Below are 24,278 nucleotides of genomic sequence, written 5' to 3' on the forward strand. Positions count from 1 at the left end.
TGAATATTCGGTTGCTGAGGTGGGTAAAAACATTGCTAAAAAAATATGTTAAAAACTGACCGGCTTTCCTGCTCCTGCATTGTCTGTTTGACTGGCTTTGTGCAGTCGCTTGTGGTGCGGGCAGGGGCGCGCTGAGCAATGATCCTTCATTCTTCAAACCTGACTCCACCAGCGCAGCAGGCCTGCATCAGATGCAAAGCGCTATAGCGTCCAGACCGCCGCCAGTTGGATTCGCCCAGCTTTTCTCGACACTCGATCGCGTGTTGACTGGCCGGAGTTGGGCCATGGCAGGAGTGTTTTTTCAGCAAATCCCAAAACCGGCCTTGCGCCCAAATCGGTGATGATCTAAGGCCTTTCACCAGTCGGAGCGTAGCGCAGCCCGGTAGCGCACTTGTCTGGGGGGAAGCGACCCCCGTTCCGAAATCCTCAATCCTTGCTGACAGTTGCCGCCTCGTCCCGGTCACCGGTGGGGATATTTGTGGGGATTTTTGTCGCGCTCATGGCATCCATCCTGCGCTTGGCGTCGGCGGCGGTGACGTGGGCGTAGCGCATCGTCGTCTCGATGCTCGAGTGGCCGAGGATCAGCTGCAGGGCGCGCATGTCGCCGGTGGCGCGCAGGAATCGGGTGGCGAAGGTGTGGCGCAGATCGTGGAAGCGGAAGCCGATGACGCCAGCCTTCTTGCAGACTCTGGCGAAATGGCTGTTGAGCGCTTCCTCTTCGACCGGGGCGATGTCGCCGCGCTTGTGGTGGATCGAGCCGCGGCGGATGCGGTGAGTAAAGACTCGCGCGTGCGCGCGAGGCAGCGGCCAGAGCAGGGCGCGCAGCGCGTCCGACAACGGCACGTGGCGGGTCTTGTCGCCCTTGCCGGTGATGACGATATAGCCGCCATGCCAGTCGATCAGCCGCCATTCGAGGCCCAGGCATTCGGCCATGCGGCAGCCCGACAGCATCGAGAAGCGCACCAGCTCGGCATAGCCGGGCGCCAGGCGGGCAAACAGCGCCGTCTCCTCCTCGGCGGAAAGCTCGCGCAGCACCTCTTGCCGCTCGCGCAGCAAATGGTTCTTCCATGCGATGCGCGGCACGGGCTCGTCCCATGCGTCGCGGGCGCGGGTGATGATGGCGCGCAGTCGGGCGGTGGCGGTGCGGTTGACGGTCGCCGGCGACACGCCATCGGCGCGGCGGGCGGCCACCATTGCGGACACGTCCTGGTTGGTCAGCGATGCGAGCAGACGGTTCTTGCCGAAGTGGCGTTCGAGCCAGGCGATGTCATGCAGGGTCGAATCGGCATTGGCGTGGTGCTGGCCGGCTTCCAGCCAGTAGCGCGAGACGGCGGCCGCAATCCTCAGCCCGCGGGCCGGCTGTCCGGCTCGGGCGCGGGCTTCCGCCCTGGCCTCGTCCTTGAGGCGGGCTTCGGTGCGCTCTGCCTCGCGGCGCGACGTTGCGCCAGTATTTCCTGAATATCGGTGACCCCGGACCGTGAAGTCGTAGGAGAATGTGTCCTGTCCCGGGCGTTTCCAGATCGACATTTGCGCTCTCCCACATAGGCTTCGAGATCAGCCGGATCGAACCGCCGGCGCGGCCGCTTGTTGCCGGCGCCGACCTCGACGAACGGCAGATCCCCGCGCGCCACGATCGCCGCCAGCGTGTCGACCGAGACGGAAAGAAAGGCCGCAGCTCGCGCCGGTGTCAAGAGCGGGGTCATGATGCCGCCCTCTCGGCGCTGCGGTCGCGGGACGTGCGCTTCCAGTCCCGGCGCGTTTCGCGATAGATGAGCAGCTCTTCGTCGGTGAGGGGCTCATTGCGCTTGCGCTTTGCGCTGGCGGTCCGGAACACGGCGCGGCGCAGGCAGCCCGGGTCAGTTTCGTCGCAATCGGGCAGGGTGCAGTGGAAGCAGGGGTCAGGCAGGGTCATCGTCCCGCTCCTCACCAACTTCTCAGGCCCATGTCGCGGGCGAAGGCTTCACTGTCTGCCTTCCTGCGGCGGCTGGTTTGTTCGGGGGTCTCCGGGCGCTCCGGCATGTCGGTGAAGTGGGTGTGGTAACCCGGCCATCCGCCGACATTGAACCGCGCGGCGGGTTGTTCCGCCCGGGTGTTGCACTCGACGGTCAGGCCGCAGTCGAGTGGAGAGCCGACATAGGGCGCTTCGTCCAGCCATGCGCTGCCGCGCAGGCACCACCAGAGCTTCTGGCCCATGTCCTCATGCCATTCCTCGATAGGTCTTGCTCTCATCTCTCAAACCCTCATCGGCATCAGAACAAAAGTCATGGCGATCTCGTCGTCGTCGGCGTGCACCGGCTCGAACCGTGCCGGGTCGCCGCCGGTGTTGAGGTGGACGCTGCCGCTCTTGCTCATGTGGCCCAGCATGTCCGCCAGGTATTTCGCGTTGAAGCCGATCTCCACTTCCTCGCCGGTGTCGGCGTCGACACTGACCTGGTCCTGGCCTTCGCCGGCGTCGGGGTTGATGACCGTCAGGTCGATGCTCTCGCGACCCCATGCCATCTTCACGGCGCGGCCGCGCTCGGACGAGATGATCGACACCCGCTCGGTGGCCTGCAGCAGGGCTGCCACATCGAAGCGCCAGCTGTTGGGGTTGGCGATCGGGATCACCCGCTCGTAATCGGGAAATGTGCCGTCGATCAGCTTGGAGGCGATGCGCGTGGCGCCCAGCTCGAAGCTGATCATGTTCTCGCTGACGGCGATTGCCAGCGTGGCGTCCTTTGCCGCCGCCGCCAGCGCCTTGGCGACCAGGCCGACCGTCTTGCGCGGGATGATGATGCCTGGCATGGCGTCCGCCGCGGGCATGACGCCAACGGCAGCGGAATAGACGGCGCGGGCCAGCCGGTGGCCGTCGGTGGCCACGGTGACCAGCCGGTTGTCGATCGCGTGCATGTAGACGCCATTGAGATAATAGCGCGTCTCCTCGGTGGAGATGGCGAAGCCGACGGCGGCGAGCTGGGCGGCGAACTTGGCCGCCGGGATCTCGAACGTCGCCGCCGGCGCGGTCTTCTCCTGAAGCCGCGGCCAGTCCGCGCCCGGCAGGGTCTGCAGGTTGAAGCGCGAGCGGCCGGAGGTCAGCGTCATCTGGCCGCTGCCATCCGTCTTGAGGCTCACCTCGGCCTTGTCCGGCAGCTTGCGCAGGATATCGTGCAGCAGATGCGCCGGCAGGGTGACGCCGGCATATTGCCGGGGCTCCGCATCGAGGCCCGTCGCCACCGTCGTCATCACGTCGAGATCGGTGCCCGACACGCGCAATCCGTCGTCGGCTGTCGACTCGAGCAGAAGATTGGCCAGCACCGGAATGGTGTTGCGCCGCTCCACCGCGCCCAGCGCAGTCTCGACCGCCGCAAGCAGCGCCGCGCGCGGCGCGGTGAGGGAGAAGGGGGTAGTCATGTCGTGTAGCCGTTGTGATTGGTCACGATTTGGCGTGCCTGGGCTGTGGGCAGGTTCGTAGCAATCACGCAGTCCACCTCTTCGCAGATAATGTTCGACTGATCTTCGCGTCCGCTGTCAGCGCGCCAAGTCTTCCATTCGCATGCACTCGGGCAGGGGAATTCTGGGTCTTTCTTGTTTCTCGGCATTGGATCGGTCCTTCAGAGCAATGTTGGCTGCGGGGCGGTGGCCGCTGCCGCTTTCGCACCGGCTGGCAGCATCCACTTGTTCGGCGCGGGGAGGATGTCGGGGCTCACCGGCTGCCAGGCGAAATAGCCAAGCGCGCCGATGGCCGGGATCAGATCGCATGGCTCGGGATCGGCCAGCACAAGCCCGCGCGGTCCGAAAAACCAGCGGCTGTCGCTCTCGGTGACGACATCGACAACAGCGACGCTGCCGATGATGCCGCCGCGCCGCAACGGCTCTTCCTGGAGCCGCCTTTGTCGCACGAGCGCCGCGTCGCGCTGTTCCGACAGGGTCTTGACCGCGTTGAAATGATCGATCTTCATGCCCAGTCCTTTCAGGATTTGAACGCCACATGGGCGGCATGGATGGAGCGCTGCTCGTAAAGCCGTTCTTCGCCGATGAAGCGATGGGCGCATTCGATGAAGCGTTCCTCGGCCTTCATCGGCGCCCAGGGGCGGATGGCGCCCTTGAGGCGCAGGGGAGCGCGGGTGACGGTGGGGATGGTGCGGGCGTGGGCGGCGGGGCCGAACAGCGCCAGCATTTCGGCGTTGCACATGCGCCGGTCGTAATCGTCGAGATCGGCCTGGGCGCCTGCATCGGGCAGGCCGAGCGCCGCCGCCAGCCATCCTGCTTCGCGCCATTTGCGCTTGATCCGGTCCCAGCAGTAATCGGCGCTGGCGGCGGCGAGCTCGCTGGCGTCAGCGATCGTCGCCACCAGCAGGGCCTGCGCCGGCGTCGGTTTGTCGCCGACCAGATGTTCTTCGCCGTCATGCAGCAGAAACCATGCGGCCAGTTGGGCGTCGCCGGTCTCGTTGTGGATCGCCTCGGCGCCCATCACCGAATGCTGCGCCACGGAATAGGCGAGCCCGGGATTGGAGCCGTTGAACCGGGCGAGCTTCGACAGGCCGTTGGCCATGGCAAAGAAATCGATTTCCAGCGGATCGGGTGCCGCGAGATCGCGCACCGAGCCGTCAGGCCGGAACGACCAGACGGGGGCAGGCGCGAGGCGAGTGCTCTGCATCAAACCCTCTCGATCCGGTGCTGATGCTCGGCGATAGCCACCGCCCGCACGGTCAGGCCCGCCACGGACAGAATCAGCGCCAGGGCGAGGCTGGCAAGCAGCACGATGCCGGCGAGGGACATCGACGGGCGCTTCAGCGCCGCGAGCCGTTCGCCGTCGAAGGGAGGGTGGACAATGCGGTTCATCGTTCCACCCTCCGCACGCTCTGGCGCCGGGCCTGCGCGATCGCCGCGGGCGACAGACGCTCGACCGTCTCCGCCGTCCATCCGCGCTGGATCAAAGTTTCCGGGCTCACCGTCTCGCCGGCAAAGGCCATCTCGCGCATCTGGTCGGCCATGCGCCCGGTCAGCGCCTCGCGGCAGGATGCGGTGGGCGCGGACGGGGCCGCTGGCGGCTGGGCTTGATACTGGATCATCTTCTTGCCTCTCTCGGGCCTCCCGGCCGGCTACGCTGATTGGACCTCCCAAATATGGCGATTAACGCTATAAAATGTCAAGCCAGAATATGGCGATAATCGCTATTATCGCGGTCGCATACCGCTGGTAGCATACGGAAGTGCAGCAATTCCGGATTGAAATCAGATGCTTAGATTTGAAGTGAAGGGGTCTGCCAGATCGCCGTATCAGGTTACCGCCGAGGGCGCGGGAATCGACCTGCGGATGTATTGCACCTGCCCGGCTGGCGGGCTGGGCGGGCAGTTCTGCAAGCATGCAGCCGCGCTGCTTGTCGGAGAGATCTCATCTCTGCAATCACCGGCACAGGATGTGGAAAGACTGCGCGTGCTCGCTGCGGGCAGCCCGCTGATCGCTCGCGCATTGCGCCATGTGCCGCGCGCCGCCAAGCGGGCGGCCATTCATGGTTATCCTGACCTCCATGCGGTGGTTGCCGGATATGGGGAAAAGCTGCGCGGGCTGGGATGGCATCTGGAGTGCGGTGCGACGGGCGTAGACGGTGACGAGGTGCTAGGCCTGTTCAAGAAGACGAAGAGCGGACAGCCGCGCAAGTGGCCTGCCGTGTCGCTTGAGTACCAGGAGTATGTCTACACGATCGTTGAGCAGGGTGACGGATCGATAGAAGAGGTCCGTGGCGAGAGAAGGTCCCGACCATGGATCGTTCGGGGGAAAAAGACAGGAACGTTCGGGAGCCTCGACCGGGGGTTGCCGGTTTTCCTTGATGAGGCAGAGCGATTGGCGCCTATTCCGGGCGCACCGAATAGACCACTCGCCCAATGATGCGGATAATATCACCGGCGTCGCCGCCCAAGGCTATCGGTTCCTGGTGTCTCGGATCGTTCGAATCGGGCATCAACCAGAGATTCCCGGACTCGTCGCGGGCGAGAGCCTTGACCGTCGCTTCGCGCAGCCCGTCGGATTTTTCCCGCTCGACGACATAGCGCTTGCCCACTTCAAGCTCTTCCGGCCGCTCAATCATCGATGTGAAGATGATGACGGTGCCTTCCGGGTATACCCGGTTCATCGATGGACCACGGGTTTCCGCGCCATATAGGGAAAGCGTCGAGAGGCCGGGGGTTGCCGGCACCGCGACATCATACCAATCCTGTTCGTCCCATTCCGAGGCTTCGCGCCATGAGCCGGCTTCCACCCATCCGCGGACACGGACGGTCCGAACGCCGCTGGAATCGCTGATCAGGTCCACCGGTTCGACGTTGAAAATGTCCGCCAGCTCACGCATGCGATTGTAGGTCAACTCGACCTTTCCGTTCTCCAGCCGGTTGTAATTGGTCAAATCGAGTCCGAGCCGCTCAGCAACTTCGGCTTGCGTCATGCGACGCTCTTTGCGAATTGTCTTTAATCTCAACATGTTACAAATATAGCGAATTTCGCTAACCCGAAATATAGCGTTATACGCCAAATATCGGTTGACAGATATATGGCGAATATCGCTATATTTGCGCCATGAAGCTCACACAATGGCGATTGACCCAGATAAAGACGCTGACCGAGTGCGCCGCCCTGTTCGGGCTGGCGAGCGCCAGAACCTATCAGCGTTACGAGACCGGAGAGACCCGTGCGGACGCGGATCTGGTCGAGGTCATTGCCCGTCGCACTGACGGGCAGGTGACCGCCACGGACATGCACGACACGCGGCTCGACTGGCTCAAGGTCAATCGCCCCGAGAAGTTTCCGGAGGCTGCGGAATGAGCGGCCCGGTTCAAGTTCAACGCAGGGTGGGGAAGCGGTTATCCCGCCTGGTTCATACCCAGGATGTCCCCGGTTCGAATCCGGGCCCTGCAACCAGATACCCGAGCGCGCCCGCTGACTTGCGCGTCTACGAACGGAGAGCCTGCAGCGGCGGGGCGGGTGTTCCATTTGCATCGTCGGGTCCTCCTTGATCACCCGATGATCTGACCAGTTTTGAACTCTTCCCACCATGGGAAACGACGCCGGGTTTTCCCGGCGCGGGAAAGGTGTGTCCGATGCTCAGGAATTCCTGGTTTTACCGCATCAAGGCGGCGCAGCGCGACCTGATCGCGCTTTCCGGCGGCATCGAGCGCGCCGCCGAAATCTCCGGCTTTTCAAAGAGCCATGTCGGTCGATGGAACAACGCCCAGGACACCGACCTGATGCCGCTCAACGCGGTGCTGGTGCTGGAAGAGCATTGCGGTGTGGCGCTGGTGACCAGCGTGATGGCCGAACTCAATGGCCGCCGCCTGATCGACGAGAGCGAGGGCGCCGGCGCGAGCGCCGATGTGCTGTCGGCCTATGCCGAAACGGTGCGCCATGCCGGCGAGATGATGAGCGCCGGCGCCATTGCATTGGCGGATGGCAAGGTGACCGCCGCCGAGGCAATCTCCGTCGATCGCGCAGTCTCCGTGCTCGAGCGCGGGCTTGCCGATTTTCGTCAGACGTTGGCCCGGGTGCGTGCCGGAGAGATCCGGATCGTCGGCGGGGAGGGCGCTTGATGGGGAATAAGCTTCACCCGCCCGTCAATCAGTCGTCCGGTGCGTGGGCTGTGGCGCGGCTGTTCGATCTGCACCGCCAGCAACTGAAACAGGCCATCGGCGTCCCGCGCGCGATGCTGGGCCCTGATCGCCTGCCGCTTCACGTCTTCCCCGGTGATGCCGTGCCGTCGTTCCGCTCCGCCGGGCGTCACCTGGCGCTGGCCGATGTCGCCGCCATGGATGCGGTCGAGGGCCGGGCGCGGTTTTTGCGGGCGCGGCGGGCGAGGTTTGGCAAATGAGCGGGCCTCAACATCCCGCACCGCCGCCCGTCGGCCGTGATGCGCCGGTTCTCCGCTGCGTCACGATTCCCGCCGCCATGGCAAAACCTGTGGTGCGGGGCGAGCGCCCGCATCTCGGCTGGGTGGAGATCTCCAAACTCCGGATTGACGATCGCTACCAGCGGCCGTTGCAGCGGCACAACTGGGAAGCGATCGGCCGGATTGCGCGGGCATTTGACTGGAGCCTGTTCACGGTGGTCGATATTGCCCCGGTGGGTGACGGGAGGTTCTCGGTCATTGACGGTCAGCACCGTGTGCATGCAGCGGCGATGGTCGGTATCGACAAGGTGCCGGTGCGCGTTGTCCAGGCCCCGGTGGAAGGCCAGGCCCGCGCCTTCATGGGCATCAACGGCAATGTCACCGCGATCACGCCGTTTCATGTGTTGCGCGCCAGCCTTGCGGCCGGCGTTCCCTGGGCGGTCGAAGCCGACCGGGCAATTGCGCGGGCCGGATGTCGGCTGATGACCTCCAACCGCACCGCTACCGAGAGAAAGCCGGGCGAGATCTACGCGGTGCAATGGGTGCGCGAACGGATCGAGCGTGACGGGGCCGTTTCCCGCTCTTCTCTAACCGTCATGGAGGTGGCGCTTGGGAGCCTCAAAGCCAGCCGCGAGGGCGGCTCGGAGGTTGGAATATGGACCTATTCGGCCCTGCGCGGCTGGTACAGCGCAGTCGAGGCGCTCGACGACTGGCTCGAAGCGGCTGGCGCGGTTCGTTCGCTCGCGTCGTTTCTTGATCGGGAGGGCCTCGGCGAGGCACTGGCCAGAGCCGAGGATCGCTATCGCCAGGCAAAGCGTGACGGCAGGCCAACCGCACCCGTCTACCGGCTGCTCATGTCCGACTTTCAGGACCGGCTCGACGAGGTATTCAAGACCAAGGCGGCATTCATCAAGGCCGGGGAGGGTGGTTGTTGATCCCGTTCCCGCCCGGCCCGTTCAACGTCATCTATGCCGATCCACCTTGGCGGTTTGCGCCCTGGTCGCATCGCGGCGAGGATCGCGGCGCGACCCAGCACTATGACTGCATGGATCTCGACGCCATCGCGGCGCTGCCGGTGGCCGATATCGCCGCGCCCGACGCGGCGCTGTTCATGTGGGTGGTGCAGCCGATGCTGCCCGAAGCGCTGCAGCTGATCAATGCCTGGGGGTTTACCTACAAGACCGTCGCCTTCGGCTGGATCAAGATCAAGGGCGCAGCCGGGCAGCAATATCTGTTCGCCGACTCCGGCTCGGTGCGCAAGGGGCTGGGCTATCACACCCGCTCCGGCATGGAACAGTGCTGGCTCGCCACTCGTGGCAAGGGCTACGACCGGCTGACCAAGGGCGAGGCGCAGGTGCATCTGGAAGGCATCCGCGAACATTCGCGCAAGCCCGACCATTTCGCCGATGCGATCACAAGGCTGACCGGGGACGTGCCCAAGCTGGAATTGTTCGCGCGCGCTTCGCGGCCCGGCTGGAGCGTCTGGGGCAACCAGACCGACAAATTCGGGGAGGTGGCGTGATGCAAGCCCGTCTTACCATCGTAACCAACCATCCAGCCCGCGCCGTGCTGGCCGTCCTCGGCGTCGAGGCGGCGCCCGCCTGGGTGGCTGTCGTCACCACTCTTGCCGGCGTGCGGGATCTCGCTCCCGGGGCCAAGGTGATCGGGCAATGGTTCGAGCCGCGCAAGCACCGTTCGTCGCTCGAATGGGCGTTCCAGACGCGGCGGCTGCAAGGCGATCTCGTCGGCCTGTCGCTCGAGGATTGCGATCGTCTTGTCCAGTGGGCGGAACGCCATGGCGCGCGGGCGGGCATCGATTCGAGCCTCGCCGCCGCCACCGGCGGCATGGTGGTCAGTGAACGCAGGATCAACACCGCCGGAGGCGGCAAGCCCGACCGGGCGTCGGGCATCGTTGCCCGTCCCGTCCGGAGCGAAGCCGCAGGCGACAGCGCGAGGACAAACCAATGAGCGTTCATTTGCATGTCGGCAGCCCGGCCAGGGGGTTCCCGTCCGAGATCAAGCAGCTGGGCATCGTGGCGCTGTGGCAGGCCGGGTTCGATCATGACGAGATCGGCGCGATCGTGTCGCTGCATCCGGCCCGCGTGGCCACGGTGCTCGACCTTGTGCGCGCGCAGACCGGTGCGCTGCGCGCGGCCCCACCGGAGAAGATGCGATGAACGCCGGACTTGGAAGCTCATGGTTTGTCGGGCCGTTTCCGCACATTGCCGCGGTTGAGCCCGTGGGGTCGTTCGGCAGCCCGGAGGCGATCGCGCCGCATTTTGCGGCTCTGCCGATGGCGGAGCGGCAGAGCGCCGTGCTGATGATGCGCGAGCTGGGACTTGGCGACGGCCCGATCGCCGCGGCGGTCGATCTCCCGGTCGATGATGTCGCGCGGCTGGCCACGCGCTGCTGTCCGCCGGTCGGCATCAAGGGAGATCCCGACGACACGCGCGGCAGCCGCACCGCCTTGCTGCTCAAGCGGCCGGTGGACAGCGCCGCGGTGGATCGCACGCTCGACGATGCGCTGTTGACGATCGACGCGCTGCGGGTTGCAGCCGGTGCCGGGCCGGACGCGGGTTTCGAACTCACCAATGGCGAACTCTGCCAGGCCATGGGCTTCGGCATCGAGACCGCGCGGCGGCGCATGCAGGCGCTGGAAACGCGAGGGCTTATCGCCCGCACCCTGCGCCCCGGCCAGCATCAGCTGGTCGTCGTCACCCCCGTCGGCCACCGGCGGCTTTCCATCCTCAACCGGAGGGCGGCGCAATGATGGCCCATGTCGCCCGCGAGCCGCGCCCGCTCTACATCATCGCGCCGGATCTCTGGCAGTGCCGCCAGGCGGCGATCGCGCACGGGCTTGACCCGGAAACCATGGAAAACGTCCGCTCGATCACCGACGCCTACCAGCTGCGCGGCACGCGGCCGGGCACGCCCTTCATCACCCATGGCCGGGACACCTGGGTGAAGGCCATGGCGAACGTGCACGCGCTCGATACGGCCATCGACCTGCTGGTGCGCACCGGGCGTTTGCGGGTGGCATCGAGCGATGACCTGGCCGCGGTGCAGGGCGAAAGCGTGGGGGCGGGGCAGTGACCCGCCCGCTGATCATCGACTGTTTCGCCGGCGGTGGCGGGGCTTCCACCGGCATCGAGATGGCGCTGGGGCGCTCGCCGGATTATGCCATCAACCACGATCCGGTGGCCGTCGCCATGCATGCGGTCAACCACCCGGATTCGGTGCATCTGTGCCAGAACGTCTACCAGGTCGACCCCCTCGACCATTTCAATCGCGCCCATATCGGGTTTGCGTGGTTTTCGCCCGACTGCAAGCACTTTTCCAAGGCCAAGGGCGGCGCGCCGGTACAGCGGAACATCCGCGACCTGGCATGGATCATCCCCGGCTGGATCGAGCGGATCCAGAAATCGGGCGGCAGGGTCGACGTGGTGGCGATCGAGAATGTCGAGGAATTCCAGACATGGGGCCCGCTGCTGACCACCGACAAGGGGCTGGTGCCCGATCCGGAACGCAAGGGCGAGACATTCAAGGCTTGGTGCAAAAAGCTCAAACAGCTCGGCGGCAGGATCGAATGGCGCGAACTGCGCGCCTGCGACTATGGAGCGCCGACGATCCGCAAGCGGGTGTTCATCATCATCCGGTTTGACGGCAAGAAAATCGTCTGGCCGGAGCCGAGCCACGGCAAGCCGGACAGCGACGAGGTGAAATCCGGCAGGTTGCAGCCCTGGCTGACCGCCGGGCATGACGTGATCGACTGGGACATTGCCTGTCCGTCGATCTTCGACACGCGGGCGATGATCCTCGAACGCTATGGCCTGCGCGCCGTGCGGCCCCTCGCCGACAACACGATGGCGCGGGTGGCGCGGGGCATCAAGCGCTACGTGCTCGACGCTCATCTCCCGTTTCTGGTCAACCTGACCCACGGGGCGCGCCTGGAAGGCGTCGACGATCCGCTGCGCACCGTGACCTGCGCCAACCGGGGCGAGAAGGCCGTGGTGTCTCCGACCATGGTGTCGATTGCCCACGGCGACAGCGGCGGGCGGCGGGAATATCCGGTTGATGAGCCGTATCACACCGTGACGGTGGGTGGCGTGCAGCATGCAGTGGTCGCGCCATCGCTGACCCGGTTCAATTCAGGCGCCACCGGCGCGGGGATGGATGAACCTGTGCCGACAGTGACGGCCAACAGCTTTCAAAAGCGCCCCGGCGGCGCGGCTCCGCTCGGCGTCGTAGCGCCGGTGCTGGCCGGATGCGGCGGACGGGCAGGGCAGAGCCGCCCGCGCGGCGGCGACGAACCCATGGCGACGGTGACCGCCAAGGCCGATACATGCGTCGCGGCGCCGCACCTGATGACCATGCGCAACGCCGGCAAGCCATTCCAGGGCGCGGACGAACCCACACACACTGTGACCGCCGGCGGAGCCGGGCTGACCTGTGTTGCGGCTTCGCTGGCACAGACCGGCTATGGCGAGCGGGAAGGGCAGAACCCTCGCTCGCTCGATCCTGCCGCGCCGCTCGGCACCGTGGTGGCCGGTGGCGTGAAACATGCGCCGGTGGCGGCCTACATGGCGCAGCACAACAATGACAGCCGCCGCATCGGCGGGGTCAATCCGGGCCGGGCCGCCGATGATCCGGTGTCGACCGTCACGGCTTCGGGCGCGCAACAGGGCGTTGTCGCGGCCAGCATGCTTTCGATGAAGGGTAGCGAGCGCCGGGCCAGCGGGGCGGACGAACCGGCACGGGTGGCCTGCACCGGAGGCGGGCAGGCGGCGGTGGTGGCGGCTCATGTGACGCGCCAGTTTGGCGCATCCGTCGGCCATGACGCCAGCGAGCCGACCGGCACAATAACGACCGATGTCAACAAGACCGGCGTCGTGGCCGGTGCGCTGGTCAAGTATTACGGCACCGGCGACGGGCAGGAGGCGACAGAGCCGTTGCACACCGTGACCACCAAGGACCGGTTCTGCCTGACCCGGGCGGCGCTGGCGGCTCCGCCCTTCGGGCCGGAGCACCATGAGCGGGCCCGCGAGGTGGCGGCGTTCCTGCGCGCCCATGGCTTCTGGGATGAGCGCGAATTCGTCACCATCGACGTGGCCACCGACGCCGGCATGGTGACGCTGGTGATGGTCGACATCGGCCTGCGCATGCTGATCCCGCGCGAGCTGTTCAACGCGCAAGGGTTCCCGCACGGCTACCGGATCGACCGCGATCTTGAGGGCCGCGTGTTCTCGCAATCCGACCAGGTGGGCCGCGCCGGCAACAGCGTCTGCCCTCCCTTAGCGGAGGCGATCACGCGGGCCAACGTCCCGCATCTGGCGGCATTTGCCGAGGCCGCCGAATGAGCGAGATCCTCGACCTCTTCGTCGCCCGCGCCCGCGAGGTCACGCTTGCCGAAGGCGCGCCGCGGCTGGGGCTGGCGCTTTCGGGCCGGAAGGCCGAGCAGGCGATGCCGTGCCCGCGCTGCGGCGGCAAGGACCGGTTTGCGCTCAACACCGCCAAGAACAAGTGGAACTGCAGGGGCGGCTCGGTCGGCGGCAATGACGCGATCGGCATGGCGGCACATCTCAAGGGTCTCGATCTCAATCGCCGCGAGGAATTCCTCGAGGCCTGCGGCCTGGTGCTGGGCGAGGCTGTGCCCGACGGGGCGGAGCGGATCAGCGATGAGCGGCGCGCCGAACTCCGCGCCGAGGCCGAGGCGCTTCAGGCGCGGGCGGAGGCGGAGGCTGAGGAGCGCGACAAGGCGTCGGGCGAATTCCGCGAGAAGGAACTGGCCAGGTGCCGCGGCATTTACGATGCGGCTTATCCCGGAATCGGCGGCACCGATGCGGCGCGTTATCTGGCGGTGCGGTCGGGCCTGCCGCTCGATTGCATGGTCCTGCTGCATGCGGCGCGGTTCGTCGAAAAGCTCACCTATTGGCACGGCAGGGACGAGCGCGGCTTTGCCCGCGACATCTGGTGCGGACCTGCCATGGTGCTGCCCTTCGTCGATGGCGCGGGAGAGATCATCGGCATCCACCAGACATGGATCGACGCGAGCAACGCGCCGAAACACCGCCCCTTGCTCTACGGCCTGACCCGGGCCGGCGCGGAGGCCGGGCGCGAAGACCGCGCCGGGCCGCCCACGCAGCATTGGCCGGCGCCGGCCGATCTCGATGCCGGCTTCTATGAGGCCCTGCCGACCAAGAAGATGCGCGGCACCAAGAAGGGCGGGCTGCTGCCGATCGCCGGCGACATGAGCGCCACGCGCTGGGTGGTGGGCGAGGGCATCGAGAATGTCTGCGCCTGGCTCGGCAAGGAGTTCCGCCAGGACGAGGAACTGGCGCGATCGACCTTCTACGCCGCCGCCGGCGACATCGGCAATCTGGCCGGTGCTGCGGCCCGCACCGGGCGCTGGAAGCACCCGAGCGAGACGAAGATCGACGCCAAGGGCGTGGCCCGGCCGGTGATGCTGCCAAGCCCGGACCCCGACCCGGAGAAGCTTGATGAGGGCTTTCCGGTTGGTCCGCACATTGCCGAGATCCTGCTGCTCGGCGACGGCGATTCCGAGCCTTACTGGACGGCCACGATGATGGCGCGCGCCCAGGCCCGCGCCCGGCTGCTGGCGCCCGAGGCCCGGGTGCCGGTGCTGTGGCCGCCGGCGGGCAAGGACTGGGCGGAGACGATACTCGATGGGCTGAGGGGTGAAGTGGCGTGAAAGAAATAACCAGGCCTCTGTTGCGCTGGCATGGCGGCAAATGGCTGCTGGCGCCATGGATCATCGGCCATTTTCCCGACCATCGGGTCTATGTCGAACCGTATGGCGGGGCGGGCTCGGTGCTGCTGCGCAAGCAGCGGGCCTATGCCGAGATTTACAACGATCTTGATGACGAGGTGGTCAACCTGTTTTGCGTGCTGCGGGACGACAAGGCGGCGGCGCAATTGCGGCTCAAGCTGGAGCTGACGCCGTTTTCCCGCACTGACTTCGAACAGGCATGGGATGTCTGCACCGATCCGGTGGAGCGCGCGCGGCGGCTGATTGCGCGGTCCTTCATGGGTTTCGGTTCCAACGCCCATTCCGATATGGGCCGTGGCCACAAGACCACCGGCTTCCGGGCGTCATCCATGCGCAGCGGCACCACGCCGGCGCGCGACTGGGAGAACTATCCGGACGGCCTGCCGGCGATTGTCGAGCGGTGGCGCGGCGTCATCATCGAGCGCCGTCCGGCCCTGCAGATCATGGCAAGCCACGACAGCCCGGAGACGCTGCACTATGTCGACCCGCCCTATCTCCCCGAGACACGAAACCGGCGAAACCCGCATGATCCGAAGCATCGATACCGCCACGAAATGAATGTCGACGATCATGTCGAACTGCTCGAGGCGTTGCGCGGCCTGGCGGGGATGGTGGTCCTGTCGGGTTATCCGGCGAAGCTTTACGACAATTCAATGCCGGACTGGCGGCGGGTTGAGCGCCTGGCGCTGGCAGATGGCGCGCGCGAGCGGACCGAAGTGCTGTGGATCAACCCGGCCTGTGCCGCGCGCCTTGATGCGCGCGCCGGCGGTGCGGGCTCTCCGCTGTTTGCCGAGGTCGCACAATGAACCAGCACATACCGCCCGCCGTCCAGGCCATGCTTGACGCCATGGGGCATCAGCCGCCTGATGATGCGCCCGGTGATGTGCATGCATCCAAATCCCCGGACCCCTCTTTGGGCTTGGCTCGCGGTGGTGAAACTGGTGCCATGCGCAAAAAACCGGACAACGGCAGGAAAAAGGGCGCTTTTTCGCGTGATCCTGATCAACCGTCGCTGGCCGACATCGTCGAGGCCTGTTCGCTCCTCGATCATTCCGACACCGACAACGCCAAGCGGCTGCTTTCCCATTTCGGCTCCGACCTGCTGGTGGTCACGCAATCCAAGGCCAAGAGCCCGTTCTATGCGGTGTGGACCGGGGCGAGCTGGGACACCGACAATGGCGGCCCACGGGCGCTGGCGCTGGCGCAGCAGCTCGGCGACCTGATCATGATGGAGGTCGAGCATCTCGGCCCGACGCCGGATGAGCAGTCCGCGCTCGACGCCGGCGGCCAGTTTCTGGACAAGCCTGACGAGGATCTCGGCAAGGCCGAGACAAAGGCCAAGCGCATGGCCGAGGAGGCTGCGAAGACGTGGGGGAAACGCCGCGCCGCTCGGGCCTCCTTTGCCGTCGGTTCGAAGAACCTGGCGAAGATGAACGCCATGCTCTCCTGCGCAGCGCCGCACATCATGCGAGATCCGGACGATTTCAACGCCGATCGTTATTCCTTCGCCACGCTCAACCACACGATCAAGTTCGGGCGGCGGACGGTGGTGGTGCCGGCGCAGTCCGACGCCCAGGAGGATGGCGAAGAGATCCGCGCCGTGGTCGATGTGCGCAAGGGGCACAGCCGCGAGGATCTGATTACGCAACTGGTGCCGGTTGAATTCGATCCCGATGCGGCGTGCCCGAAATGGGAGGCGTTTCTCACCCAGATGCTGCCCGACCCGCTGGTGCGCAAGCTGGTGCAGATCGCCTTCGCACTCGGCCTGGTCGGCGTCACCGTGCAGAAGCTGTTTTTCCACTACGGCTCGGGCGCCAACGGCAAGTCGGTCGCCATGGAGGTGATCTGCCGGCTCCTGGGCTCGGCCTCGGTGACGCTGCCCGCCACCTCCTTCATCGGCGAAAGCAACACCGGCGGCTCGGCCTCGCCCGATATCGCCCGGCTCTACGGGCGGCGATTCCTACGCGTCAAGGAACTGCCGGTGGGCGAGGACCTGAAGGAGAACCTCGTCAAGGAGGTGACCGGCGGCGAGGCGATCACAGCGCGCGACCTGCACCAGGGCTATTTCGATTTCGACCCGCTGTTTACCCCGCATATGAGCGGCAACGGCTATCCGCGCATCACCGGCATGGACAACGGCATCTGGCGGCGCATGTGCGTGGTGCACTGGCCGGTGCAGCTGTCCGCCGACCAGCAGCGCGATTTCGAGGATGTAATGGGCGAGTTCGAGACCGAGTTTCCCGGCATCCTCAACTGGCTGATCGATGGCATGCGGATGTTCCTCGAGGAGGGGCTGGTGATACCTGACGCGGTGGCCCGCGCCACCCAGGACTATCGCGACGAGATGGACCCGACCGCCGCCTTCTGCGCCGCCTGCGTGCGCATCGCGCCCGGGGAGCGGCTCACCGCCAAGGATTTCTACCACGCCTATGTCAACTACACCGTCGACCAGGGCGGCAAGCCGATCTCGCTGACGCGGTTTGGGCTGATCATGAAGCGCAAGTTCGAGCGCGAGGAAGGCCGGACCAACCATTATCTGGGTGTGGCGCTGGAGAACGTGCCGCGTGGCGAGGGCGACGGCGGCGGCGCTCCGCCCTCACATTGGGACGAGATCCCGCCGATATGAGGTTGAAACCTGCACCAGTTGCACCAGTCGCGCACCAGTTTGCGATAGTTCTTCAAGGGGGTTTGGGGGAATGAAATCAATGGCTTGCACCAGTCTGCACCAGTTTTGCCGCCCCTATACACATGGGAGAAAACGGCGGAGAGAAAAAACCATATGCGTATAGGCGTCAAAAACTGGTGCAAGTGGTGCAAACCATTGAAATACATATAGAAAAACTATCGCTTAAACTATCGCAAACTGGTGAAAACTGGTGCAGAGGCTCAAGAGAAGGAAAAACGCCATGAAACAGACCGGGAAACAGATCGGAATTGTCGAGCTTCTCGAATGGGCCTATCGGCACGAACTGCCGAAGGCGGAGCGGGCAGGGGCCGGGATGAGCGCATCCGTGGCGTCGTCATGGGGTCTGGTCTACAATCTCGGCATCCTCGGCACCGTGATCGATGCTCCGACAAACGGCTATGGCGTGGTGCCGGTCAGTTTCGATGAAGGTGATCCTCATCCCGACGCTGTGATCGTCGGCGAAGCGGTTGCCGCTCTTTCCTCGCTGGGCGTCTGGATTTCGGACGGCTGGTCGCCTTTTCCGGAGTGGGCGGACACCGACGGGCTGGTGGCGGAGACTGTGGCGCGCATCCGTCCGAGGCTGGCGGCGATCACCGGGCAGGAGATCCAGACCATGCTGATCGCGCGCGCTGTGCTCGGCCGCAAGCCCGACTGGCGCGGCGAGGAGCCGGGCCGGGCGATGATCACGCGCGGCGGCAAGCCGGCATGGTTCATGAAGATGGCGGGCAAGGACGCCTATGGCAATCCTGTCGAACGCGAGGTCGACGGGTTCAACCCGCGCAGTCAGCGGCCCAAGCCGGGCGCCTATCGCAAATACCGGCTGACCGATGATGTGGAAGGCCTGGCGATCGACCGTTTCCGCCGCACCGTCTGGGCTTTGGCCGTTCGCCATGTGGCGCGGTACGTGGCTGCGTGGCTTTCAAGCCATCAATTGACTGCCGAAGTGCCCACGCTCGCGCCTTGGGCGGCTGTTGCCGGACTGGAAGGGCAGGGGGACCCCCCTCACGCCGTGTCGCTTTTTTCTTGACCTGCGGAGAGAAGTTGACAATGGTCATCTCACCCTGAAAAGGAAATCAGACTTTCGAACCCGCTGGCGGCCCCGGCGGGTTTTTTCGTTCCCGATGGAGGTTGCCATGATCCCGGCGGTCAAAGCCCGCCATCGCGAATGCTGCCATTGCGGAGGCGTCCGGCTGTGAGTGTTGAACTCGGCATCGACGCGCGCGATTTCCGCGTGCTCGGCGCGGCGATCCATCGCCTGCCTGCGGAACTGAAGGCCAAGGCCTTTCGATCGGCCGTCAACCACACCGGCAAGAAGGCGCGCACCCAGGTGGCGCGCCTTGCTGCCAAGTATTCGGGCCTGCCCTATCGCTTCACCCGCGACGCGGCTCAGATGAAGCTGACCGGCGACGATGTCGAGATCAGGCTGCGGTCGAAGTGGATATCGTTGGCGGCGCTCGGTGCGGTCAAATCGCCTCGTGGTGTGCGGGTTCGCGGCAGAGGGTCATACGCAGGGGCGTTCATCGCCACTTCGAAGATCTCCGGTGGCCGTGCGGTGCTGATCCGTAAGGGCAAGAGCCGCACCCCGGTGCGCGAACTTTACGGCGCCAACCCGGCTCATGCGATGGGCGAAGACCGGCACGGCGAGTTCGAGCGTCTGGCGCAATCCCTTATGGACCGCGACTTCGCCGACCGCCTGCTGCACGAGATCAACCGGCTTATCCCACGCTCGGCGCGCTAATCCTGCCCGATGAGTGTGTGACACAAGGCCAGGGCCACCCCCACCCCTCGCGGGTCCTTCCCCCCTCTAACAGCACGCGGGGCGGGACGACCCCGAAATTTCGCTAGGATTTCGAGTTGAAAAGCCGGGTTGCGATGGTTGCGGCGGTTGCGGCGACAGCGTTGCGGGTTGCGGCTTTGATGAAAGGATGCCTTCGGGCAACGATGCAATGACGGACGGTGTGTGGCTGACAGTATCGGAGATCGCGCGGCGCAAGGGCGTGTCGCACCAGGCGGTCTCGAAGCGCGTCAAGTTGCTTGAGGCTGACGGCAAGGTGACGCCGCGGCGCGACGGAAAGAAAACGCTGGTCGACCTGGTCGAGTACGACAGGGCCGTCGGCGATTTCGGCGATGCCGCCCGCGAGGCGGCGGCCGAGACGGTGCGGGCCGCAAGGCAGGAACAGACGGCCAAGCCCCTTCCGGCTCCTGACGGCATGCGCGACGCGCAGCTTGAGCGAGTGCGCTACGAAGCGCGGATGAAGGCGCTGGACTATGCCGAGCGGACCGGCCAGCTGGTGCCGGTCTCCGGTCCCGGCGGCGTCGAGGACGCCATGGTGGTGGCGGCAGAAAAGATCCTGTCGGTGCTTGACCTGATGCTTCGGGCGGCGCCGGACCTGGCGATAGCTGCCCGCGAAGGAGAGCCTGCAGCGCGGCGCGAGATCCGCAAGGTCATCCATGCCCAGCGCGTTGCCATCGGCGATGCGCTGCGGCTGCTGGCCGAGGAAGGCCGCAAGGTCGAGGCGGCGGGCGGTCTTGAAGCGGAAATCGACATCGATCTGTTCCAGGGCCTTGCCTGATGAAAATCATGCTCAGCCGCTCCCCGCTGGCAATCGTTGCCAGCACGCTCGCCGCGCTGATCACACCGCCGCCGTTGATGACGCCGTCGGCACTGGCGGCCCAGATCATGATCGTCGCCGACGGTCCGCGCGCCGGCGAATTGTGGGACCCGTCGCAGACGCCCTACATCGTCGAGCCGCTTGACCTGATGGTGGCCGGCTCCGGCGTCAACGAAATAGCGGTCAGGAAGTCCGCCCAGACCGGCTTCACCACCATGCTGCTTGCCGCAGCGGCCTATATCATCGATCGGGACCCGTGCCGGGTGATGATCGTCCAGCCCACCTCGGGCGCGCTTGCCGACTTCAACAAGGACAAGCTGACGCCGACGCTCGAGCAGTCGCCGGTGCTTGCGGCGAAGATCAGGTCCCAGACCAGCCGGTCAGGCGACGCATCGACGGTCACGTCCAAGCGATTCCAGGGCGGCTCGATCACGCTGGCGATCGCCAACTCGGCCGCCGACCTGCGGTCGAAGACGGTCAAGATCGCGCTGTGCGACGAGATTGACGAATATCCGGACGACCTGGACGGCCAGGGCGATCCGATGTCGATGATCGAAGCCCGGCAGGAATCGTTCCTGATGTCGGGCGAATGGCTACGGGCTTATGTCTCGACGCCGACGATCAAGTCCGTCTCGCGGATCGACGCGCAATGGGAGCGCTCCGACAAGCGTTACTGGCACATGCCGTGCCCCGGCTGCGGCGAGATGTTCAAATACGAGTTCGACCGGAAGTATTTCCGGTTCAAGGCCGAATGGCCGCATGAGGCGCACTACGCCACGCCGTGCTGCGGCTCGATAATCGAGGATGCCGACAAGGTCTCGGTGATGAAGCGCGGGCGCTGGATCGCCACCGATCCGCGCCCGGGCGCCATTCGCGGCTATCACTTCGACGCGCTGTCATCGCCCTTCGTGCCCTTCGACAAGATCGCATCGCGCTTCATCGGCGCGGAAGGCGATCCGATGAAGATGAAGGCGTTCTACAACCTGACGCTCGGTCTTGCCTACGAAATGAAGGGCGACGCGCCGGACCATGTCCGGCTGATGGAGCGCCGCGAGAAGGACCTGAAGCGCGGCCACATCCCGGCGCGGGGGCTGATCCTGACAGGCGCGGCGGACGTCCAGATGAACGGCATCTGGTACGAGATCGTCGCGTGGGCATCGAACCGCGAGAACTGGACGGTGGATGCCGGCTATATCGAGGGCTCTACCGACGACCCGCACGGCGGGGCGTTTGCCCGCCTCGAGGAGATCCGCCAGGCGCAGTGGCCCGACGCGTTCGGCGGCGCCCGCGCGGTTGACAGCTTCGGTGTTGATTCGGGCTATCGAAGCCATATCGTCTACACCTGGGTTCGCGGCAAGGCGGCGACATTCGCGCTCAAGGGTCTTGACGGTTGGTCGAAACCGGCGATAGGCGCGCCTTCGCCTGTCGACATCAACTTCAATGGCCAGCGGGTTCGCCGCGGCGCCATGGTCTGGGGTGTCGGCACATGGCCGCTGAAGGGCGCGATCTATGCGGACCTGCGCAAGGAAGGCGTGGCTGCGGGCAAGGATGTTGATCCTGCCGGCTACGGCCATTTCGGCGACTGGATGGACGAAGTCTATTTCAGGCAGATCACGTCGGAGTATCTGTCAAACGAGAACTATCGAGGCCGCGTGCGGCGGGTGTGGAAGGTTCGCAATGGCGAAGAAAACCACCTGTTCGACTGCAGGGTCTACAACTACGCGCTCGCCGATTATCTCGGCGTGTCGCGGATGACGAGCGACCAGTGGGCCACGCTTGCCAGTCGTCGCGGCGTGCCTGACGAAATTGCCAATCCGGACATGTTTGCGCCGGAGCCTGTGAAGGTGGCGAGCGTCGCCCCAGTCGCGCCGAAACCGGGGCCGGCGCCGGCGCGGGACGCCGAACGACCGATGGTCGAAGATGACGGCGACGGCTGGATCTCGAATGCAACCGGATGGTGGGACGACTGATGGCGTGGACACAAGACGACCTCGACAAGATCAGCAAGGCCATCGCGTCCGGCGCCAAGCGGGTGCGCTTCCAGACGCACGAGGTGGAATACCAGAGCGTCGCCGACATGCTGAAGGCTCGCGACCTGATCGCGGCGGAAGTCAATCCATCGAGCGCCCGTGGCGGCGCCATGTATGCCCAGTATGAGAGCGATTATTGATGAACATCGTCGACAAGACAGTCGCCTTTTTCTCGCCCGTGAGCGGCCTGCAAAGAGCATGTGCCCGGCAACTGCTCGATCAGACCGCAAAGCGGGAGTACGCAGCGGCTGGCACGGGGCGACGAAACGCGGGGTGGCGCGGGCGTAACACGTCGGCCGCGACGGAGGTCTCGGGATCGCTCACCTTTTTGATGGCGCGATCGCGCGAATTCGTTCGCAACAGCTGGCAGGGCCAGCGCATCCTCGACGTTCTCACGTCGCATGTCGTGGGGACGGGCATCATGACCGTCCCGAACACGGGCTCCGACCGGGCGGACAGGGTCTATCGCCTCGCCCGCGAAGAGTGGGAAGAAAACAGCGATATCGAAGGCGTGCTCGACTACGGCGGGCAGCAGGCCATGGCGTTGCGCTCGATGGCGGAGTGCGGCAACAGTGTTATCCGTCATCTGACGGACAGCGACACCGACAGGCGCCGCCGGATCGTGCCGCTCCGGTTGCAGGGCATCGAGGGCGACCAGATCGACATGACCCGCGATACCTTGTCGGGCGTGACCCGGAACACGACCGGCGAGCGAGTGCGCCTCGGGGTTCAACTGGGCGAATGGAATCAGCGCCTCGGTATTTACCTGCACAAGACCCATCCAGGCGAGCAGGGCGTGGCCAGGATCGAGGCTTCAACGCTGGTTGGATGGAACGATCTGTGCCACCTCTATCGGCCGCTGCGGTTCGGGCAGCTCCTGGGTGTTCCGGTGTTCGCGCCGATCCTGATGACCGGGCGGGACATACAGGACCTGATGGACGCGGCGATCGTCCAGCAGAAGGTCCAGGCCAGCTTCGCCGGCTTCATCAGGCGCGCGCCTGGCGAGGCAAATCCCTTTGCCACGGAAACCACGGAAAGCGGCGACGGCAAGTCGCAGACGGTCACCCAGATCCGACCCGGGCAGATCCAGGATATCGGAAACAACGAGATCAGTTTTGCGAATCCGTCGGGCACCTCAGTGTTCGGTGAGGCCTATCTCGCAGGCATGATGGCCATGGCCGCAGGCGCAGGCCTGACCTATGACCAACTGACCGGAGACCTGCGCCAGGCCAATTACTCGAGCCTCCGGGCCGGCAAGATCGAGTTCCGCCGGCTGGTGGAGCAGATGCAGTGGCACATGGTCGTTCCGATGTTCTGCCGTCCGATCGACAGGAAGTTCGAGAATACAGCCGTGATGGCGGGAATTCTGCCCAGGCGCAAGGACGGATACCGCGTCGACTATGTCATGCCGGCCGTCGAGCCCATCGACCCGAAGAAGGACATGGAAGCCGATATCCTTGCGGTCCGGTCGGGGCGGATGTCGCCACAGGAATTCATTTCGGCATGGGGCCGCGACTGGCGCAAGGTCGTTACCGACTTCGACGCATTCTTCAAGTTCTGTGATCAGAACGCGTTGCAGGGCCTGATGTTCGACATCGATCCAAGGCGCCCGGCCAACGGCGCCGCCGCGCCGCGGGAAGAGCAAACAGGAGCAAGCGACAATGACTGAACTGATCCGCCTGCCAAAGATGCAGCGGGACGCGGAGATCCGCGCCGCTTCCTACGACGAGCAGGACAACACGATCGAGGTGGTGTGGACAACCGGGTCGACCGGCCGCCGCGTAAGCTGGATGGAAGGTGAGTTCGACGAGGAGCTGGTGGTCAGTGACAAGGCGGTCCGGCTCGATCGACTGAACGCCGGCGCGCCGTTCCTCGATACGCATGATCGCTACAGCCTTGATGCGGTGATCGGTTCGGTTGTCGCTGGTACGGCCAAGATTGCCAAGGGCGTCGGCACGGCCCGGATCCAGCTTTCCAAGGCTGCCGGTACACTCGACCGCGTTGCCAAGATCATCGAAGGTACCGTGCGGAATGTCTCCGTTGCCTATCGGATCCATGGCGTCGAGAAAACCCAGCGCGAGGGGATGGTTCCACTCCACCGGGTGATCGACTGGGAGCCGATGGAGATATCGGCCGTGCCTGTGGGTTTCGATCCCGGCGCCCAGGTCAGGAGCGGCAGCGATGACGAGCTTTTCTCCTGCCGGGTCGATCTCTGTTCAGCACATCTGAATTCAGTTCGCCGGCTGCGCATGGAAATGCAGCAGCGGCACTTTGAAGTTGTTCGGTAGCCAGACCCGCTGCCGCCAAA

Annotated in this window: 30 protein-coding genes, 1 tRNA gene and 1 pseudogene; 22 read left to right on the forward strand and 10 right to left on the reverse strand. The window is 65.3% G+C overall.

Annotated features, from left to right (window positions below; translation table 11 throughout):
• Positions 1–426 precede the first annotated feature (426 nt).
• From HPDFL43_RS21370 to HPDFL43_RS21650, 9 genes and pseudogenes are all read right to left on the reverse strand, one after another.
• Positions 427–1,527 carry a tyrosine-type recombinase/integrase gene (locus HPDFL43_RS21370; protein ID WP_007196920.1) on the reverse strand — a complete coding sequence of 367 codons (1,101 nt, stop codon included), beginning with the start codon at positions 1,525–1,527 and terminating at the stop codon, positions 427–429.
• A gap of 14 nt (positions 1,528–1,541) precedes the next feature.
• Positions 1,542–1,703, reverse strand: a pseudogene (locus HPDFL43_RS22425) (helix-turn-helix domain-containing protein); the annotation flags it as partial.
• Positions 1,700–1,912 (reverse strand): hypothetical protein, encoded by a 213-nt coding sequence (locus HPDFL43_RS08585; protein WP_007196921.1) that lies wholly within the window; start codon positions 1,910–1,912, stop codon positions 1,700–1,702. The pseudogene HPDFL43_RS22425 and the gene HPDFL43_RS08585, both read right to left, overlap by 4 nt.
• 11 nt (positions 1,913–1,923) lie before the next feature.
• Positions 1,924–2,229, reverse strand: a complete 306-nt coding sequence (locus HPDFL43_RS08590) for a hypothetical protein (RefSeq protein ID WP_040449145.1) — start codon at positions 2,227–2,229, stop codon at positions 1,924–1,926.
• A gap of 3 nt (positions 2,230–2,232) precedes the next feature.
• On the reverse strand, positions 2,233–3,390 hold the full coding sequence (dnaN, locus tag HPDFL43_RS08595; RefSeq protein ID WP_007196923.1) for a DNA polymerase III subunit beta: 1,158 nt from the start codon (positions 3,388–3,390) through the stop codon (positions 2,233–2,235).
• 200 nt (positions 3,391–3,590) lie between these two features.
• Positions 3,591–3,938 carry a hypothetical protein gene (locus HPDFL43_RS08600; RefSeq protein ID WP_007196924.1) on the reverse strand — a complete coding sequence of 116 codons (348 nt, stop codon included), beginning with the start codon at positions 3,936–3,938 and terminating at the stop codon, positions 3,591–3,593.
• 11 nt (positions 3,939–3,949) lie between these two features.
• Complete coding sequence (locus tag HPDFL43_RS08605; protein WP_007196925.1) at positions 3,950–4,636, reverse strand: hypothetical protein; 687 nt, start codon at positions 4,634–4,636, stop codon at positions 3,950–3,952.
• Complete coding sequence (locus tag HPDFL43_RS08610) at positions 4,636–4,821, reverse strand: hypothetical protein (RefSeq protein ID WP_007196926.1); 186 nt, start codon at positions 4,819–4,821, stop codon at positions 4,636–4,638. Before HPDFL43_RS08610 ends, HPDFL43_RS08605 begins: the two co-directional genes overlap by 1 nt.
• Complete coding sequence (locus HPDFL43_RS21650) at positions 4,818–5,051, reverse strand: hypothetical protein (RefSeq protein WP_007196927.1); 234 nt, start codon at positions 5,049–5,051, stop codon at positions 4,818–4,820. Before HPDFL43_RS21650 ends, HPDFL43_RS08610 begins: the two co-directional genes overlap by 4 nt.
• 166 nt (positions 5,052–5,217) lie before the next feature.
• Here HPDFL43_RS21650 and HPDFL43_RS08620 point away from each other — a divergent pair, with 166 nt between their 5' ends.
• Complete coding sequence (locus HPDFL43_RS08620; RefSeq protein WP_007196928.1) at positions 5,218–5,868, forward strand: SWIM zinc finger family protein; 651 nt, start codon at positions 5,218–5,220, stop codon at positions 5,866–5,868.
• Here HPDFL43_RS08620 and HPDFL43_RS08625 read toward each other — a convergent pair.
• Entirely contained in the window at positions 5,831–6,457 is a 627-nt protein-coding gene (locus tag HPDFL43_RS08625) for an XRE family transcriptional regulator (RefSeq protein ID WP_040449147.1), read from the reverse strand. The two genes, HPDFL43_RS08620 and HPDFL43_RS08625, sit on opposite strands and share 38 nt — an antisense overlap.
• Before the next feature lie 95 nt (positions 6,458–6,552).
• Here HPDFL43_RS08625 and HPDFL43_RS08630 point away from each other — a divergent pair, with 95 nt between their 5' ends.
• The 21 genes from HPDFL43_RS08630 (at position 6,553) to HPDFL43_RS08730 (ending at position 24,258) form a co-directional block, all read left to right on the forward strand.
• Positions 6,553–6,798: a hypothetical protein gene (locus tag HPDFL43_RS08630; protein WP_007196930.1), complete on the forward strand. Its 246-nt coding sequence runs from the start codon at positions 6,553–6,555 to the stop codon at positions 6,796–6,798.
• Between the two features lie 20 nt (positions 6,799–6,818).
• Positions 6,819–6,894 (forward strand) — tRNA-Met (locus tag HPDFL43_RS08635).
• Between the two features lie 179 nt (positions 6,895–7,073).
• The gene (locus HPDFL43_RS08640; RefSeq protein ID WP_007196931.1) at positions 7,074–7,559 is read left to right on the forward strand and encodes a hypothetical protein; all 486 of its coding nucleotides are present in this window, start codon (positions 7,074–7,076) and stop codon (positions 7,557–7,559) included.
• Positions 7,559–7,837, forward strand: coding sequence for a hypothetical protein (locus HPDFL43_RS08645; RefSeq protein WP_040449148.1), 279 nt, complete (start codon positions 7,559–7,561; stop codon positions 7,835–7,837). Before HPDFL43_RS08640 ends, HPDFL43_RS08645 begins: the two co-directional genes overlap by 1 nt.
• On the forward strand, positions 7,834–8,790 hold the full coding sequence (locus tag HPDFL43_RS21375) for a ParB N-terminal domain-containing protein (protein WP_007196933.1): 957 nt from the start codon (positions 7,834–7,836) through the stop codon (positions 8,788–8,790). The genes HPDFL43_RS08645 and HPDFL43_RS21375 overlap by 4 nt, the downstream gene beginning before the upstream one ends.
• Complete coding sequence (locus HPDFL43_RS08655; RefSeq protein WP_040449149.1) at positions 8,784–9,377, forward strand: MT-A70 family methyltransferase; 594 nt, start codon at positions 8,784–8,786, stop codon at positions 9,375–9,377. Before HPDFL43_RS21375 ends, HPDFL43_RS08655 begins: the two co-directional genes overlap by 7 nt.
• The gene (locus HPDFL43_RS21380; protein ID WP_007196935.1) at positions 9,377–9,823 is read left to right on the forward strand and encodes a hypothetical protein; all 447 of its coding nucleotides are present in this window, start codon (positions 9,377–9,379) and stop codon (positions 9,821–9,823) included. The genes HPDFL43_RS08655 and HPDFL43_RS21380 overlap by 1 nt, the downstream gene beginning before the upstream one ends.
• A complete protein-coding gene (locus HPDFL43_RS08665; protein WP_007196936.1) occupies positions 9,820–10,032 on the forward strand; it encodes a hypothetical protein in 213 nt (70 codons plus the stop codon). The genes HPDFL43_RS21380 and HPDFL43_RS08665 overlap by 4 nt, the downstream gene beginning before the upstream one ends.
• A complete protein-coding gene (locus HPDFL43_RS08670) occupies positions 10,029–10,625 on the forward strand; it encodes a hypothetical protein (protein ID WP_007196937.1) in 597 nt (198 codons plus the stop codon). Before HPDFL43_RS08665 ends, HPDFL43_RS08670 begins: the two co-directional genes overlap by 4 nt.
• Positions 10,622–10,948, forward strand: a complete 327-nt coding sequence (locus HPDFL43_RS08675) for a hypothetical protein (protein ID WP_007196938.1) — start codon at positions 10,622–10,624, stop codon at positions 10,946–10,948. The genes HPDFL43_RS08670 and HPDFL43_RS08675 overlap by 4 nt, the downstream gene beginning before the upstream one ends.
• Positions 10,945–13,212 (forward strand): DNA cytosine methyltransferase, encoded by a 2,268-nt coding sequence (locus tag HPDFL43_RS08680; protein ID WP_007196939.1) that lies wholly within the window; start codon positions 10,945–10,947, stop codon positions 13,210–13,212. Before HPDFL43_RS08675 ends, HPDFL43_RS08680 begins: the two co-directional genes overlap by 4 nt.
• Positions 13,209–14,564: a DUF7146 domain-containing protein gene (locus HPDFL43_RS08685; RefSeq protein ID WP_007196940.1), complete on the forward strand. Its 1,356-nt coding sequence runs from the start codon at positions 13,209–13,211 to the stop codon at positions 14,562–14,564. The genes HPDFL43_RS08680 and HPDFL43_RS08685 overlap by 4 nt, the downstream gene beginning before the upstream one ends.
• Entirely contained in the window at positions 14,561–15,448 is an 888-nt protein-coding gene (locus tag HPDFL43_RS08690) for a DNA adenine methylase (RefSeq protein WP_040449151.1), read from the forward strand. Before HPDFL43_RS08685 ends, HPDFL43_RS08690 begins: the two co-directional genes overlap by 4 nt.
• Positions 15,445–17,268, forward strand: a complete 1,824-nt coding sequence (locus HPDFL43_RS08695; protein WP_007196942.1) for a DNA primase family protein — start codon at positions 15,445–15,447, stop codon at positions 17,266–17,268. The genes HPDFL43_RS08690 and HPDFL43_RS08695 overlap by 4 nt, the downstream gene beginning before the upstream one ends.
• A 280-nt stretch (positions 17,269–17,548) precedes the next feature.
• Positions 17,549–18,355 (forward strand): hypothetical protein, encoded by an 807-nt coding sequence (locus HPDFL43_RS08700; RefSeq protein WP_007196943.1) that lies wholly within the window; start codon positions 17,549–17,551, stop codon positions 18,353–18,355.
• Between the two features lie 165 nt (positions 18,356–18,520).
• Entirely contained in the window at positions 18,521–19,066 is a 546-nt protein-coding gene (locus HPDFL43_RS08705; RefSeq protein WP_169743242.1) for a phage tail protein, read from the forward strand.
• Positions 19,067–19,274: 208 nt separating this feature from the next.
• The gene (locus HPDFL43_RS08710; RefSeq protein ID WP_169743243.1) at positions 19,275–19,901 is read left to right on the forward strand and encodes a winged helix-turn-helix domain-containing protein; all 627 of its coding nucleotides are present in this window, start codon (positions 19,275–19,277) and stop codon (positions 19,899–19,901) included.
• Positions 19,901–21,910 (forward strand): phage terminase large subunit family protein, encoded by a 2,010-nt coding sequence (locus HPDFL43_RS08715; protein ID WP_007196946.1) that lies wholly within the window; start codon positions 19,901–19,903, stop codon positions 21,908–21,910. Before HPDFL43_RS08710 ends, HPDFL43_RS08715 begins: the two co-directional genes overlap by 1 nt.
• Entirely contained in the window at positions 21,910–22,110 is a 201-nt protein-coding gene (locus HPDFL43_RS08720; protein WP_007196947.1) for a phage head-tail joining protein, read from the forward strand. The genes HPDFL43_RS08715 and HPDFL43_RS08720 overlap by 1 nt, the downstream gene beginning before the upstream one ends.
• Positions 22,110–23,639: a phage portal protein gene (locus tag HPDFL43_RS08725; protein ID WP_007196948.1), complete on the forward strand. Its 1,530-nt coding sequence runs from the start codon at positions 22,110–22,112 to the stop codon at positions 23,637–23,639. The genes HPDFL43_RS08720 and HPDFL43_RS08725 overlap by 1 nt, the downstream gene beginning before the upstream one ends.
• Positions 23,632–24,258 carry a hypothetical protein gene (locus HPDFL43_RS08730; RefSeq protein ID WP_007196949.1) on the forward strand — a complete coding sequence of 209 codons (627 nt, stop codon included), beginning with the start codon at positions 23,632–23,634 and terminating at the stop codon, positions 24,256–24,258. The genes HPDFL43_RS08725 and HPDFL43_RS08730 overlap by 8 nt, the downstream gene beginning before the upstream one ends.
• Positions 24,259–24,278: the final 20 nt, after the last annotated feature.

The sequence above is a fragment of the Hoeflea phototrophica DFL-43 genome (genome assembly GCF_000154705.2).
GTDB lineage: Bacteria > Pseudomonadota > Alphaproteobacteria > Rhizobiales > Rhizobiaceae > Hoeflea > Hoeflea phototrophica.